This is a genomic window from Streptomyces sp. NPDC005706 (genome assembly GCF_040631045.1).
Lineage (GTDB): Bacteria > Actinomycetota > Actinomycetes > Streptomycetales > Streptomycetaceae > Streptomyces.
This window is the reverse complement of record NZ_JBEXYS010000007.1, coordinates 1-14,439: the sequence shown is the minus strand read 5'-3', so window position 1 is coordinate 14,439 and position 14,439 is coordinate 1. Positions and strand designations below refer to the sequence as shown.

The 14,439-nt window shown below is 69.8% G+C and carries 12 protein-coding genes, 2 rRNA genes and 1 riboswitch; of the genes, 1 reads left to right on the top strand and 13 read right to left on the bottom strand.

The annotated features are described in order from the left end of the window. Nucleotides 1-59: 59 nt before the first annotated feature. The gene (gene gcvP / locus ABZ478_RS14970) at nt 60-2,945 is read right to left on the bottom strand and encodes an aminomethyl-transferring glycine dehydrogenase (RefSeq protein WP_359549032.1); all 2,886 of its coding nucleotides are present in this window, start codon (nt 2,943-2,945) and stop codon (nt 60-62) included. 174 nt (nt 2,946-3,119) lie between these two features. After that, nucleotides 3,120-3,214, bottom strand: a riboswitch (glycine riboswitch). Nucleotides 3,215-3,333: 119 nt separating this feature from the next. Between gcvP and ABZ478_RS14965 the strand changes: the two genes are divergently transcribed. Continuing rightward, nucleotides 3,334-3,705 carry a PRC-barrel domain-containing protein gene (locus ABZ478_RS14965; protein ID WP_358929865.1) on the top strand — a complete coding sequence of 124 codons (372 nt, stop codon included), beginning with the start codon at nt 3,334-3,336 and terminating at the stop codon, nt 3,703-3,705. 86 nt (nt 3,706-3,791) lie between these two features. Here the strand turns inward: ABZ478_RS14965 and ABZ478_RS14960 are convergent, their stop codons facing one another. The 12 genes from ABZ478_RS14960 to ABZ478_RS14905 form a co-directional block, all read right to left on the bottom strand. Then, nucleotides 3,792-5,198 (bottom strand): DNA polymerase IV, encoded by a 1,407-nt coding sequence (locus ABZ478_RS14960; RefSeq protein WP_359549031.1) that lies wholly within the window; start codon nt 5,196-5,198, stop codon nt 3,792-3,794. A gap of 67 nt (nt 5,199-5,265) precedes the next feature. Beyond that, nucleotides 5,266-5,949 carry a MerR family transcriptional regulator gene (locus tag ABZ478_RS14955; protein ID WP_358929861.1) on the bottom strand — a complete coding sequence of 228 codons (684 nt, stop codon included), beginning with the start codon at nt 5,947-5,949 and terminating at the stop codon, nt 5,266-5,268. A 240-nt stretch (nt 5,950-6,189) separates the two neighbouring features. Further along, on the bottom strand, nt 6,190-6,663 hold the full coding sequence (locus ABZ478_RS14950; protein ID WP_026253112.1) for a bifunctional nuclease family protein: 474 nt from the start codon (nt 6,661-6,663) through the stop codon (nt 6,190-6,192). Between the two features lie 86 nt (nt 6,664-6,749). After that, entirely contained in the window at nt 6,750-7,484 is a 735-nt protein-coding gene (locus ABZ478_RS14945; protein WP_359549028.1) for a MerR family transcriptional regulator, read from the bottom strand. A 39-nt stretch (nt 7,485-7,523) separates the two neighbouring features. Beyond that, nucleotides 7,524-8,354, bottom strand: coding sequence for an FHA domain-containing protein (locus ABZ478_RS14940; RefSeq protein ID WP_359549026.1), 831 nt, complete (start codon nt 8,352-8,354; stop codon nt 7,524-7,526). A gap of 190 nt (nt 8,355-8,544) precedes the next feature. Further along, nucleotides 8,545-9,441, bottom strand: a complete 897-nt coding sequence (locus tag ABZ478_RS14935) for a DUF881 domain-containing protein (protein WP_359549023.1) — start codon at nt 9,439-9,441, stop codon at nt 8,545-8,547. 5 nt (nt 9,442-9,446) lie between these two features. Then, nucleotides 9,447-9,779 (bottom strand): small basic family protein, encoded by a 333-nt coding sequence (locus ABZ478_RS14930; protein ID WP_006134295.1) that lies wholly within the window; start codon nt 9,777-9,779, stop codon nt 9,447-9,449. Continuing rightward, entirely contained in the window at nt 9,776-10,696 is a 921-nt protein-coding gene (locus ABZ478_RS14925) for a DUF881 domain-containing protein (protein WP_359549020.1), read from the bottom strand. Before ABZ478_RS14925 ends, ABZ478_RS14930 begins: the two co-directional genes overlap by 4 nt. Nucleotides 10,697-10,816: 120 nt before the next feature. Further along, entirely contained in the window at nt 10,817-13,312 is a 2,496-nt protein-coding gene (locus ABZ478_RS14920; RefSeq protein WP_359549017.1) for a mannose-1-phosphate guanyltransferase, read from the bottom strand. Nucleotides 13,313-13,425: 113 nt separating this feature from the next. Further along, nucleotides 13,426-14,034, bottom strand: coding sequence for a CDP-alcohol phosphatidyltransferase family protein (locus ABZ478_RS14915; RefSeq protein WP_359549015.1), 609 nt, complete (start codon nt 14,032-14,034; stop codon nt 13,426-13,428). A gap of 109 nt (nt 14,035-14,143) precedes the next feature. Beyond that, a 5S ribosomal RNA gene (rrf, locus tag ABZ478_RS14910) occupies nt 14,144-14,260 on the bottom strand. An 85-nt stretch (nt 14,261-14,345) separates the two neighbouring features. After that, nucleotides 14,346-14,439, bottom strand: a 23S ribosomal RNA gene (locus ABZ478_RS14905); the annotation flags it as partial.

The window sequence follows — 14,439 nt, the reverse complement described above, 5'->3', positions numbered from 1 at the left end:
GCGCGGAAAAGCGGGAAGCCCCGCCCGGTCCACGGGCGGGGCTCACACGTACGGCTGGCTCAGTCCTCGTACGCGTCCAGCGGCGGGCAGGAGCACACCAGGTTGCGGTCGCCGAAGGCCTGGTCGATGCGGCGCACCGGCGGCCAGTACTTGTCCGCGACCGAGACACCGCCCGGGAAGACGGCCTCCTCGCGGCTGTAGGCGTGGTCCCAGTCCGCGCCGAGCGCCCGCGCGGTGTGCGGCGCGTTGCGCAGCGGGTTGTCCTCCGCCGGCCACACTCCGGAGCCGACCTTCTCGATCTCCGCGCGGATGGCGATCATCGCGTCGCAGAACCGGTCCAGCTCTGCCAGGTCCTCGGACTCGGTCGGCTCGATCATCAGCGTGCCGGCCACCGGGAAGGACATGGTCGGCGCGTGGAAGCCGTAGTCGATGAGCCGCTTCGCGACGTCGTCCACGCTCACACCGGTCGCCTTGGTCAGCGGGCGCAGGTCGATGATGCACTCGTGCGCCACCAGGCCGCCGGGGCCGTTGTAGAGCACCGGGTAGTGCGGCTCGAGGCGCTTGGCGACGTAGTTGGCGGAGAGCACGGCGACCTGGGTGGCGCGCTTGAGCCCCTCGCCGCCCATCAGACGGACGTACGCCCACGAGATCGGCAGGATGCCCGCGCTGCCCCACGGCGCGGCGGAGATCGGGCCCACGCCGGTCTCGGGGCCGGCCGCCGGCTGCAGCGGGTGGTTCGGCAGGTACGGCGCCAGGTGCGAGCGGACGGCCACCGGGCCGACGCCGGGACCGCCGCCGCCGTGCGGAATGCAGAAGGTCTTGTGCAGGTTCAGGTGCGAGACGTCGCCGCCGAAGTGACCCGGCTTGGCGAGACCGACCAGCGCATTGAGGTTGGCACCGTCGACGTACACCTGGCCGCCGGCGTCGTGGACCTGGGCGCAGATGTCGGCGACGTGCTCCTCGAAGACACCGTGCGTCGACGGGTAGGTGATCATCAGCACCGCCAGCTCGGCGCGGTGCTGCTCGATCTTGGCCCGCAGGTCGGCGACGTCGATCTCGCCGTCCTCGGCGGTCTTGACGACGACGACCTTCATGCCCGCCATCACGGCGCTGGCGGCGTTGGTGCCGTGCGCGGAGGACGGGATCAGGCACACGATGCGCTGCTCGTCGCCGTTGGCCCGGTGGTAGCCGCGCACGGCCAGCAGGCCCGCGAGCTCGCCCTGGGAACCGGCGTTGGGCTGGAGGGACACCTTGTCGTAGCCGGTGACCTCGGCCAGGCGGTCCTCCAGCTCGTGGATGAGCGTGAGGTAGCCCTCGGCCTGCTCGGCGGGCGCGAAGGGGTGCAGCCGGCCGAACTCGGGCCAGGTGACCGGCTCCATCTCGGTGGTCGCGTTGAGCTTCATGGTGCAGGAGCCCAGCGGGATCATGCCGCGGTCGAGCGCGTAGTCGCGGTCGGCGAGCCGGCGCAGGTAGCGCAGCATCGCGGTCTCGGAGCGGTGCTCGTGGAAGACCGGGTGGGTGAGGTAGTCGTCGGTGCGCAGCAGGGCCTCGGGCAGGGCCTCACCGGCCGCCGCGTCCAGCGCCTCGATGTCGCCGTCGACGCCGAAGGCGGCGAAGACCGCCTCCACCTGGGCCCGGTTGGTGGTCTCGTCGCAGGCCAGCGAGACGAGGTCGGCGTCGACGAGACGCAGGTTGACGCCGCCCGCCCGGGCGGCGGCCACGACCTCGGCGGCCCGGCCGGGCACGCGCGCGGTGAGGGTGTCGAAGTAGGCGCCGTGGACGATCTCGATCCCGCCCGCCTTCAGGCCCTCGGCGAGGATCGTGGCGTAGCGGTGGGTGCGGCGGGCGATGGTCCGCAGTCCCTCGGGGCCGTGGTAGACGGCGTACATGCCGGCCATCACGGCGAGCAGCACCTGGGCGGTGCAGATGTTGCTGGTGGCCTTCTCCCGGCGGATGTGCTGCTCGCGGGTCTGCAGCGCCAGGCGGTAGGCCTTGTGCCCGTCGGCGTCGACGGACACACCGACGAGACGGCCGGGCAGGCTGCGCGCGAACTTCTCGTGCACCGCCATGTAGCCCGCGTGCGGCCCGCCGAAGCCCATCGGCACGCCGAAGCGCTGGGTGGTGCCGACGGCGATGTCCGCGCCCAGCTCGCCCGGCGAGGTCAGCAGGGTGAGCGCGAGCAGATCGGCCCCGACCGTGACGAGGGCGCCCAGCTCGTGCGCCTGGTCGATGAGCGGCTTGATGTCGCGGACGGCACCGGAGGCGCCCGGGTACTGGACCAGCACACCGTTGATCTCGCGCTCGGCGATCTCCGCGGGGATGCCCTCGGAGAGGTCGGCGACGACGACCTCGACACCGGTCGGCTCGGCGCGCGTCTCGATGACGGCGACGGTCTGCGGCAGGGCGTCAGCGTCGACCAGGAACAGACCCTTCTTGTTCCGGCCCATGCGCCGCGACAGCGCCATGGCCTCGGCGGCGGCCGTGCCCTCGTCGAGCAGGGAGGCGCCGGACGTCGGCAGCCCGGTGAGCTCGGCGACCATGGTCTGGAAGTTCAGCAGGGCCTCCAGCCGGCCCTGGGAGATCTCCGGCTGGTACGGCGTGTAGGCGGTGTACCAGGCGGGGTTCTCCATGACGTTGCGCAGGACGACCGGCGGGGTGAAGGTGCCGTGGTAGCCGAGGCCGATCATGGAGCCGAGGACCTGGTTGCGGTCGGCGAGCGAGCGCAGCTCGGCGAGCACCTCGGCCTCGGTGCGGGCGCCCGGCAGGTCCAGGGCGTCGGCGTTCTTGATCACATCCGGGACCGCGGCGGCGGTCAGCTCGTCGAGCGAGCCGTAGCCGACGTGCGCGAGCATCTTGGCCCGCGCCTCCTGGTCGGGCCCGATGTGGCGCTGCTCGAAGGGAATACCCGCTTCGAGCTCGGAGAGCGGGGTGCGATGGGCGGTCATTGCGGAGGCCTCCTGGTCTGACACGACCTTCGAGGGGCACCCCGGTACGGATACCCCGACGGCCTCCCCCTCTGTCATCTCGACCTGAGAGCTTCACCGGCGGCCCGGGGGCGCCGGCTTTCACCGTCGGTGAGGGCGGACGCCGTCGACATCCGCCCTGCTTTCCAGAGTGACCTCGTCCGTGCGGTACGTGGGCCTGAGAGATTCCGGGGAGGATTTGCTCCTTCGGCGCCTCCGAGGTGATCGGAGGACTCTCCCGCACGGGGTCAGCAGCCGCTGTCAGCCTACCAGCGAGGTCAACGCCCGGGCCTTCGAGTGGCCGCCGCCCTGATTGTGCTCTTTCGTAGTGCTTACGGATGAGTTGCGACCACGTGGAGGGAGAGGGACCGTGCAGACCGACATCGATCCGCGCAACCTGATCGGCCGCAAGGCGTTCGACCGCACCGGCACCAAGATCGGCACCATTGACGAGGTGTACCTCGACGACGCCACCGGAGTGCCGGAGTGGGCGGCCATACGGACCGGTCTCTTCTCCCGGGACGCCTTCGTACCCCTGGAGCCCAGCGAGATCGTCGAGGGCGCCCTGCGGGTTCCCTTCGACCGTGCGCTCATCAAGGACGCGCCCGACTTCGGTGTCGGCCGCCATCTCTCCCCCGAACAGGAACTCCAGCTCTACCACCACTACGGCCTGGACGTGGCGGCGCCCTCCCCGTTCGCGGACCACGACTTCGGCAAGCTCGCGGGCACCGAGGAACCCTGAGCCCGCTCCGCCGCCGGCCCCGTGGGGCGCGGAGGACCGCCCGAACGACCACGACGGAGCCCACACACACAGACCACAGGCACCTATTACAGATCGGCGTCGACAGCACCAGACAGACGCGGCGGCGGATCCGCGTCCGGTACCCGCGGCAGCGGATCCGTGCCCAGCACCAGCGGCAGCGGATCCGCCGGTTCCAGTTCGGGATCCTCGACGCCGAAGGTCCGCACCCGCCCCGGCTCCGACTGGGGCGTCTCGAAGCGCACGGTCACCCGGCCCAGGCCACTGCCCTGCACCCAGCCGTGGCCCCACGCGGCGTGCCGCACGTCCTGCCCGGCCCGCCACTGCCGCTCGACGGGCTCCGGCCGCTCCGGCACGGTCTCGGCCACGGCCTCCTCCGGCACCGATGCCTCCCGCGAGGGCTGTGCCGCCTGCGCGAACAGGTCCTCCTGGGTGTAGTCGGCGAGCCCGGTGACGCCCACACCGAGCAGCCGCACCCCGCCCGTGGTGTCCACGGAGTCCAGCAGCCGCTCGGCCGCCTCCCGGATCACCGCGGGGTCGTCCGTGGGCCCTCTGAGGGTCTCGGACCGGGTCAGCGTCGAGAAGTCGTACCTGCGGACCTTCAGCACGATGGTCCGCCCCGACAGCCCGGCCCCGCGCAGCCGCCGCACGCACCGGTCGGCGAGCCGCCCCACCTCGAGACCGACCCGCAGCCGGTCGTGGATGTCCACGTCGTAGGTGTCCTCGACCGACACCGACTTGGCCTCCCGCTCGGCGACCACGGGCCGGTCGTCGCGCGCCAGCGCCATCGCGTACAGCGCGTGCCCGTGCGCCTTGCCGAGCAGCCGTACGAGTTCGTCCTCGCCGGCCTCGGCCAGCTCCTCGACCGTGGTGATCCCGGCCCGCCGCAGATGGTCCCCGGTCGCCGGCCCCACCCCGGGCAGGGTCCGCACCGGCATCGGCCCGAGCAGCGCCCGCTCGGTGCCGGGTTCGACGAGGACGAGTCCGTCGGGTTTGGCCTCCTCCGAAGCGATCTTCGCGAGCATCTTGGAGGCCGCGAGTCCCACCGACCCCGTCAGCCCGGTGACCACCCGTATGTCGGTGCGCAGCTTCGTCCCCACCCGCCGCGCCGAGTCCGCGTCCCAGGCCGCCTCCAGGGCCTCGAGGTCGACGAACGCCTCGTCCAGGCTCAGCGGCTCCACCAGCGGCGACAGCTCCCGCAGCAGCGTCATCACCTGCTCGCTCACGGACCGGTAGACGTTGAAGCGCGGCACCAGGTACGCGGCGTTCGGCGCCAGTCGGCGCGCCTGGGCCATCGGCATCGCCGAGTGCACCCCGAACACCCGGGCCTCGTACGACGCGGTGGCCACCACACCGCGCGGTCCGAGTCCGCCCACGATCACGGCCTTGCCCCGCAGGCTCGGCTTGGACGCCTGCTCCACCGAGGCGTAGAAGGCATCCATGTCGAGATGCAGGATCGTGGGCGCGTTTCTCACATCTCCGATGCTGCACCACACCACTGACAACCCGGGCGCACGGCCCGTGGGATCCGGTGGGGCGTGCTCAGACGGCCCGGTTGCGCCGCCGTGCCAGCTCGTCCGCCGGGTTGTGCCCGACCAGGGTCTCCCCCGTGTCGACCCGCTCGCCGTGCAGCTGGGAGAGCGCGCTCTCCACGTCCCGCCAGACCACCCCGACGGCGATCCCGAAGATGCCCTGGCCGCCCTGGAGCAGGGCGTGCACCTCGTCCGGCGAGGTGCACTCGTACACCGTGGCGCCATCGCTCATGAGGGTCATGCGCTCCAGGTCCTGGAAGCCGCGTTCCCGCAGGTGCCGCACGGCCGTGCGGATGTTCTGCAGCGAGACCCCGGTGTCCAGGAACCGCTTGACGATCTTCAGGACGACCACGTCCCGGAAGCTGTAGAGGCGCTGGGTGCCCGACCCGTAGGCGGGCCGCACGCTCGGCTCGACCAGTCCGGTGCGGGCCCAGTAGTCCAGTTGCCGGTAGGTGATGCCGGCGGCCGCACAGGCCGTGGGACCCCGGTAGCCGATCTCCTCGGACGCCATGGACGCCACCCCTCCGCCGTTCGGCACCGCCGTCGGCCGCTGTGGGGCGTGGTCGACCGCGCCGCCGGGATATGCGTACTGCCCGCTGGAACGCGGCTGGGAACTCGGGGGAGGGTACGGACCGCTCTCCCCGAAACCGCGTCCGGGGGCACCCCCAGCCGTACCGTCGCCGCTCGTTCTCACGCCGACCTCCGTCCTTGAACTGCCTTCTCGACGGTAGGCAGTCACCAGGGGTGCGTCAACGATCGCCACACTCGCCACGCCGGGTGATAATCACCCTAAGAGTGGTTTCTCGTGCCCCACCGCGGGGAAAGGCTAGCCGAATGCTCTCGCGGAAGACCGCATGACGCTCTGGATGGCCGGTGGCAATTGCCGCGGCGCCGGGAACCGGCTCGCACCTCACCGCCGCCGAACCGCCGCACCTCACTGGCTGCTGGTGCCGAAGTCCTCCGGCGAGATCTGGTCGAGGAACTCGCGGAACTTCTCCACCTCGTCCTCCTGCTCGTCCGGGATCGCGATGCCGGCGTCGTCCAGCACCGTGTCACTGCCGTAGATCGGCGTCCCGGTACGCAGGGCCAGCGCTATGGCGTCGGAGGGACGCGCGCTCACCTCGACCCCGCTGGCGAAGACCAGCTCCGCGTAGAAGACGCCCTCACGCAGATCCGTGATGCGCACTTCGGTCAGCTCCTGGCCGACGGCCTCCAGCACGTCCTTGAACAGGTCGTGGGTCAGCGGTCGCGCGGGGGCCATGCCCTGCTGGGCGAAGGCGATCGCCGTCGCCTCCCCCGGCCCGATCCAGATGGGGAGGTAGCGGTCGCCCCCCACTTCGCGCAGGAGCACGATCGGTTGGTTGGAGGGCATTTCGACCCGGACACCTACGACATCGAGCTCGTTCACACAGCAACCCTAGGCCGTGCCCGGGACCTTTGGGTAGTCGGGCCGGGAACAGGTGCCCGATCCGGCCGCCCGGGGCTCCCCGCCGTTCAGGGCAGACGCACGCCGAGAGCGGTCTGCACCAGCGCCGCGTGCAGCCGCATCGTGAGCGCCGCCAGCTCCTTCGCGCGGGCCTCGGCGTGAGTCCTGGTCTGCGGGTTGCGGTGGCGCTTCAGGGGGGCCACGACCTGGTCAACCAGGCCCGCCTCCCGGTCGGCGGCGGCCTTCATCACCCGCAGATGGCGCGGCTCGATGCCGAACCGGCCCAGCTCGGCGACGAGCGAGGCCACGGTGACGGCCGCCACGTCGTAGACACCGTCCTCCAGTGGAGCGATGAGCCCGTACGACTGCCACTCCGCGAGGTCGTCCTCACCGATGCCCGCCGCCGCCAGCAGTTCGGCACGCCCGACCCGGGCCACCGTGGGCCGTTCGGACGGCTCCGGCGGCTCGTCCCCGGTGCGCTGGCGCCCGACCACGGGCAGCTGCACGGCCTCACCGCGCTCCATGGCGTCCAGGTGCTCGCGGATCACCTTGAGCGGCAGGTAGTGATCCCGCTGCATCCTCAGGACGTGCGCGAGGCGGTCGACGTCCCCGGGGCCGAACTTCCGGTATCCCGACGGAGTCCGCTGCGGCTCGATGAGCCCCTCGGACTCCAGGAAGCGGATCTTGGAGATGGTGACCTCGGGGAACTCGTCACGCAGCGCGTTCAGCACCGTGCCGATGCTCATCAGTCCGTCCGTGGCGGCGGTACCGCTTCGGGCACCGCCGCTCGGTGTGTGCAGCATGGACCTTCCCCTGGGTTCCCCCGGACGGAATCCAGGGGGTCAGATGCCCTGCCGGCTCGCGTAGAAGACCAGCCGGTACTTGCCGATCTGCACCTCGTCGCCGTTCGACAGAGGCACCTGGTCGATCCGCTCGCGGTTGACGTACGTGCCGTTCAGGCTGCCCACGTCGGCCACCGTGAACGAGCCGTCCGGGGAGCGCCGGAACTCCACGTGCCGGCGGGAGACCGTGACGTCGTCCAGGAAGATGTCGCTCTGCGGGTGCCGGCCGGCCGTGGTCAGATCGCTGTCCAGCAGGAAGCGGCTGCCCGAGTTCGGCCCCCGGCGCACCACCAGCAGCGCCGAGCCCAGCGGCAGCGCGTCGACCGCGGCCTGCGCCTCGGGCGAGAGCATCGGCACCTGCGTCTGCCCGGTCACCTCGGCGTCGTAGGCCTCGATGCCGGAGATGGAGATGGTGGACGTGGTCTCCGAGGCACGCTCCGGCGCCACACCGGGCCGCAGCGGCGCACCACAGTTGGAGCAGAAGCGGGCGTTCTCCGCGTTGCGGTTACCGCACCTCGTACACACCAGGACGGACATGGACGGATCCTCCTGCCGCGGTTGCCCCGCGGGGGCGTTGGACGCATAGGGGTCGGAGGCAAACCCTCCACCCGCACTTGAGGTTGACGGTTGCCCGAAACCTATGCCGCCGGACTGGGCAGGGTCAACAGACGCCGCGCCCTGGCCTCCGGAAATGTCACCGCCCGGACCAGCGACCTGGTCACGGAACAGCGGGCGCTGGCCCTCTGCGTCAGGCTGTGCGCGATGGCGAGCGGTCGCGTTGTCGCTGCCTTCTCGCGCGCTCTTGCCGAACAACTTCGCAAACAACTTCACGGGCGATTCCCCTTGACCGAAACAGACCCGCCCGTGGGGCAGGACGAACCCTGATTGCCTACACCGGTCGACCCGGACATCCTCACAACGTCCGTATCCACCAGACAGTTTCCACCACGCGCCACTTCTTCGGTGCGCCGACCCCCCGCAACCTCATGCCCCTGCCGGACGTCCCCCATGCACCGCCGGTTCACTGGGAGGACGACCGAGCGTAGTCAGGCCGCTTCACCTGTCGCAAGGCGTCCACGACGATCTTGCCGGACCGCTCGACGGTCACCGTGGCCTGCTCCTTCTCCAGAGTCTGCACCACGCCTCCCGGAATGTTCAGAGCCGGTTCAAGATCCTGTGACTTGCCGATGACCTGGAAACGATACGGTGCGTTGATCTTGTTCCCGTCGACACTCACGCTCTTGCCGGAGTCGGTGAAGTAGGTGCTCGCGACCACGCGTACGCCGTTGACCTGAATAGCCTCGGCACCGGCCGCGCGCAGCTCCTGGATCGCGTCGAGCAGCATGTCCGCCTTGACCGTCCCCTTCGTGTCCTCGATCGTCATCGTGATGCCGGGACCCTGCGCCGCCACGGTGCCCGCCAGAATGCCGAGTTGCTTCTCCTTCTCGGCCGTCTGCCTGCGCGCCTCAGCGGCCTGGTCGGAGCTGCTCTGCAGCTCCTGGCGCTGTTTGTCGAGTCCCTGCTTCTCGTCCTCAAGACGCTGAGTCCGGTCGTCCAGTTCATCGAGGATGCGAACGAGATCTTCCTGACGTGCCCCGCGCAGCGCGCTGTCGCTGTCGCTGTTCGACGCCACCTGCACGGCCAGCCCGAAGCCGAGGCCGAACAGCAGCACGGCGACGATGAGTTGGGCCCGGGTGACGCGCGGCGGCCACACCCCCTTGAGCAGCCGCTGCCGGCCGGTGAGCGGGGGCTCGGCGCCCTCCGCTCCTTCGGTCCCTTCGGCGGGAGTCGGCCGCGGCCCCGCAGGCGTCCGCTCCGGCCCGACGGGGGTTCGCTCCGGCTCGGCGGCCGGGGCCGGGACCTCGTCGGGCAGTTCCTTGCGCAGCCTGTTCTCCGGCCGCTCGTCCTGGTTGCTCATCGCTCTCAAGCCCGGAAGACGTGTCGCCGGATCGCCGCGGCGTTGGAGAAGATACGGATACCGAGGACGACCACGACACCGGTGGACAACTGCGCCCCGACGCCCAGCTTGTCGCCCAGGAAGACGATCAGCGCGGCCACGACCACGTTGGACAGGAACGACACCACGAAGACCTTGTCGTCGAAGATGCCGTCGAGCATGGCCCGCAGACCGCCGAACACCGCGTCCAGCGCGGCCACGACGGCGATCGGCAGATAAGGCTCGACGACCGCCGGAACCTCCGGCCGGACCAACAGGCCGGCCACGACTCCCACGATGAGGCCCAGTACGGCGATCACGATGTGCCCTTCTCAGTCTTCTCGTCGTTCGGCTGTGCTGTGCGTACGATCACACTCGGCGCGGAGGGCAGGCGGACGTCCCCCTCGGTGGAGATGGTGGCCCGGATGCCGAAGTTCTCCTCCAGGGCGTGCAGATACAGCCCGTCGGCGCTGTCCTGGAACCTGGTGCTCAGCCGCTGCCCGTCCCCCACCGCCAGCACCGTGTACGGCGGCACCAGCGGCCTGTTGTCGACCAGTATCGCGTCACCGGCGGCCCGGATCGCGGACAGGGCCGTCAGCCGCTGCCCGTTGATGGAGACGGCCTCGGCCCCGGAGGCCCACAGTCCGTTCACCACCCGCTGCATGTCCCGGTCACGCACCCGGCCGGTGTCGGAGAAACCGGAGGTCTCGCGCGGATTGGAGCCGTCGCCGCCGGCGCTGGCCTCCTTGGCGTCGTTCACCACGAGCTTGATGCCGGGGCCGTGCACCGCGGTCGCGCCCGACAGCACGCCCACCACGTCGGCCTCGGAGCCTCCGCCGCTGTGGCGCAGTGCCTCCCGCCGGCGCGTGTCGACATCGTCGCGCAATTTGTCGACATCGCTCTCGAGCCGGTCCGCGTCCGCGGTCTCCCGGTCGATGCGGTCGATCAGCTCCTGGCGTTCCTTGGCCACCACGGGCGCCGCGATCCTCGCCTGCGCCGCTCCCACGGTGACCACCAGGGCCGCGAGGACCAGACCCGCGGCCAGGCCCAGCTTCGCCCTGAGCGTCTTCGGCAGCCCTCCGGCCTCACCCTGCGCCGCCCGCCGGGCGGCGGCCTCCGCGTAGCCGTCGTCGAGGCTGTGGTCCATGACGTTGGTGATCAGCGACATGGACGCGTCCGGGCGCGACGACCGCGGGAGGCTGCTCCGAACGGGGGATTGCTGCGGCATGCCGCACATCGTCGCATGTCGCGAGCAGTACCTCCGAATGGCCCCACCGGCGTGCCGGACAGGCCCCCTCGGGGACACCGGTCCGGCACGCTCGCGTGCGACCGCTTTCGCCGTCCGGAGCCGCCGGCACTACCGCCCGGCGCTGTCCACCACGGCCGCCCACTCGTCCAGCAGGGCCTGCGCCGAGGCGTCGTCCGGCCCCTCGGCCCACAGATGGGTGACGGCCTCGGCCGGGTCGGGCAGCACCATCACCCAGCGCCCGTCGGTCTCCACGACCCGCACACCGTCGGTCGTGTCGACGGACCGGTCCCCGGCCGCCTCGACGACCCGTCGCATGACGAGGCCCTTGACTGCCCACGGGGTCGCCAGGTCCCGCTTGAGGACGTGCGCCCGCGGAATCCGCGCGTCGATCTGGCTCAGCGTGAGCTGCGTACGGGCCACCAGCCCGATCAGCCGTACGAAGGCCGCCGTGCCGTCGTAGACGCTGCTGAACTCCGGGACGATGAAGCCGGCCTTGCCGTCCCCACCGAAGATGGTGCCCTCCTCGCGTCCCACGCGCGTGAGGTCGTCGGGAGAGGTGGTGGTCCACTCGACCTGGGTGCCGTGGTAGGCGGCCACCTGTTCGGCGATCCTGGTCGTGGTCACCGGCAGCGCCACCCGGCCGCTGCGCCGCTCCGCGGCCACCAGGTCCAGCATGACGAGCAGCGCCCGGTCGTCCTCGATGATCCGGCCCTTCTCGTCCACCAGCGACAACCGCTCGCCGACGGGGTCGAACCGCACACCGAACGCGGCCCCGGACGACGCCACGATCTCACCGAGGCGCACCAGGCCCTTGCGCCGCATCTCCTCGGTCTCGGTGGGCCGGGACTCGTCGAGACCGGGGTTGATCGTCAGCGAGTCCACGCCGAGCTTGCCGAGGAGGCTGGGCAGCACCAGGCCGGCGCTGCCGTTGGACGCGTCCACCACGACCTTGAGGCCCGATTCCGCTATGCCCGTGGTGTCGACGTTCCGCAGCAGCGACCCCGTGTACGAGTCGAAGACGCTGGCCGGGAAGTACAGGTCGCCGATCTCACCGGGGAACGCCCGGCGGTACTCCTGCCGTGCGAACACACGGTCCAGCTTGCGCTGGCCGCCCTGCGAGAGGTCCGCGCCCTGCCCGTCGAAGAACATGATGTCGACGGAGTCCGGCACACCCGGCGAGGTCCGGATCATGATGCCGCCGGCGCTTCCGCGCGCGGTCTGCTGCCGGGCCACGGGCAGGGGGACGTTCTCCAGGTCCCGTACGTCGATGGCGCTGGCCTGCAGGGCGGAGATCACCGCCCGCTTGAGTGCGCGGGCGCCTCGGGAGTGGTCACGGGCCGTGGTGACCGTGGAGCCCTTCTTCAACGTGGTCGCGTAGGCACCGGCGAGCCGTACGGCCAGCTCGGGCGTGATCTCCACGTTGAGGATGCCCGAGACACCGCGGGCGCCGAACAGGTTGGCCTGTCCTCTGGACTCCCAGATCACCGAGGTGTTGACGAAGGCGCCGGCCTCGATGGTCTTGAACGGGTAGACCCGCACATTGCCCTGAACGATCGATTCTTCACCGATCAGGCACTCGTCACCGATGACCGCGCCGTCCTCGATCCGGGCGGCCCGCATGATGTCGGTGTTCTTGCCGACGACACAGCCGCGCAGATTGCTGTGCTGACCGACGTACACGTTGTCGTGCACGACGGCCCGGTGCAGGAAGGCACCGCTCTTGACGACGACATTGGAGCCGACGACGGTGTGCTCGCGGATTTCCGCGCCGGCCTCCACCTTGGCGTAGTCGCCGATGTAGAGCGGACCGCGGAGCACCGCGTCGGGATGCACCTCGGCTCCCTCGGCCACCCAGACGCCCGGGGAGATCTCGAATCCGTCGAGGTCGACGTTGACCTTGCCCTCGAGGACGTCGGCCTGCGCCTTGACGTAGCTCTCGTGGGTGCCGACGTCCTCCCAGTAGCCCTCGGCGACATAGCCGTAGATCGGCTTGCCTTCCTTCATGAGCTGCGGGAAGACATCGCCGGACCAGTCGACGGAGACGTCGGCCTCGACGTAGTCGAAGACCTCGGGCTCCATGACGTAGATGCCCGTGTTCACCGTGTCGGAGAAGACCTGCCCCCAGGTCGGCTTCTCGAGGAAACGCTCGACCTTGCCTTCCTCGTCGACGATGGTGATGCCGAACTCCAGCGGATTGGGCACCCGGGTCAGACAAACGGTGACCAGCGCGCCCTTCTCCTTGTGGAAATTGATCAGGTCGGTGAGGTCGAAGTCCGTGAGGGCGTCACCGGAGATGACGAGGAAGGCGTCGTCCTTCAACGCCTCTTCGGCGTTCTTGACGCTTCCGGCGGTACCGAGGGGCTTCTCCTCGTTGGCATATGTGAGCTCCATTCCGAGCTCTTCGCCGTCGCCGAAGTAGTTCTTGACGAGCGATGCCAGGAACTGCACGGTGACAACGGTCTCGTTGAGCCCATGCCTTTTGAGCAGCCTCAGCACATGCTCCATGATCGGGCGGTTGGCCACAGGCAGGAGCGGCTTGGGCATGCTGGAGGTCATAGGGCGAAGGCGAGTGCCTTCGCCACCGGCCATCACGACGGCCTTCATGTCGGAAGCGTCCTCCTAAAGAGACGACGGTCTAGCCGACTTCACCCGTCCAGATTGTCCCGCACTTCGGCGCGGCGGGCCATCGGACCACTATGTCCGGACAATCAGGGGGCTCAATCGGCCGTGGCATCCGCGCGGACGAGGCGGCGGACTTGTACCACGTAGAGCACTCCTGCCCACCAATAGAGGGTTGTACCCCAACCTGCGAACGCCCATCCGAAAACAGCGGCCAGTGACGCGATCCATCCGTTTCCGTCGCTGAGCAGCAGGAGCGGGAAGGCGTACATCAGGTTGAAGGTGGCGGCCTTCCCCAGGAAGTTCACCTGGGGCGGCGGATAGCCGTGGCGCCGCAGGATGCCGACCATCACCAGCAGAACGAGCTCTCGTGCGAGCAGAAGGGCGGTCAGCCAGAGCGGGAGGATCTCACGCCAGGTGAGGCCCAGCAGCGTCGTGAGAACGTACAGCCGGTCGGCCGCGGGGTCGAGCAGCCGGCCGAGGTTGCTGATCTGGTTCCAGCGCCTGGCGAGCTTTCCGTCCAGGTAGTCGCTGATCCCGCTCAGAGCGAGCACAAGAAGGGCCCAGCCGTCGCTCTTGGGGCCGCCGAACTCCGGCCTGAGGATGAGCCACAGGAAGAGCGGGACGCCGGCGAGCCGAGCCATGCTGAGGATGTTGGGGATGGTGAGCACCCGGTCCGTCTGGACACGGGTCTCCTGGACCTCCACCCGGGGGCCTCCTGTGCTGTAACGAGCGAAACGATGCTCCCCGACCCTACCCCAACGCAAAAAAGCTCCGGCCCCTGGGCAGTGCCCAAGAGCCGGAGCTGTAAAAGGAGTTCGGCGGCGTCCTACTCTCCCACAGGGTCCCCCCTGCAGTACCATCGGCGCTGTGAGGCTTAGCTTCCGGGTTCGGAATGTAACCGGGCGTTTCCCTCACGCTATGACCACCGAAACACTATGAAACTGACAACCGTCCACGCTGTGGCAACGTGGGGCTGTTCGTGGTTTCAGAACCAACACAGTGGACGCGAGCAACTGAGGACAAGCCCTCGGCCTATTAGTACCGGTCACCTCCACCAGTTACCTGGCTTCCAGATCCGGCCTATCAACCCAGTCGTCTACTGGGAGCCT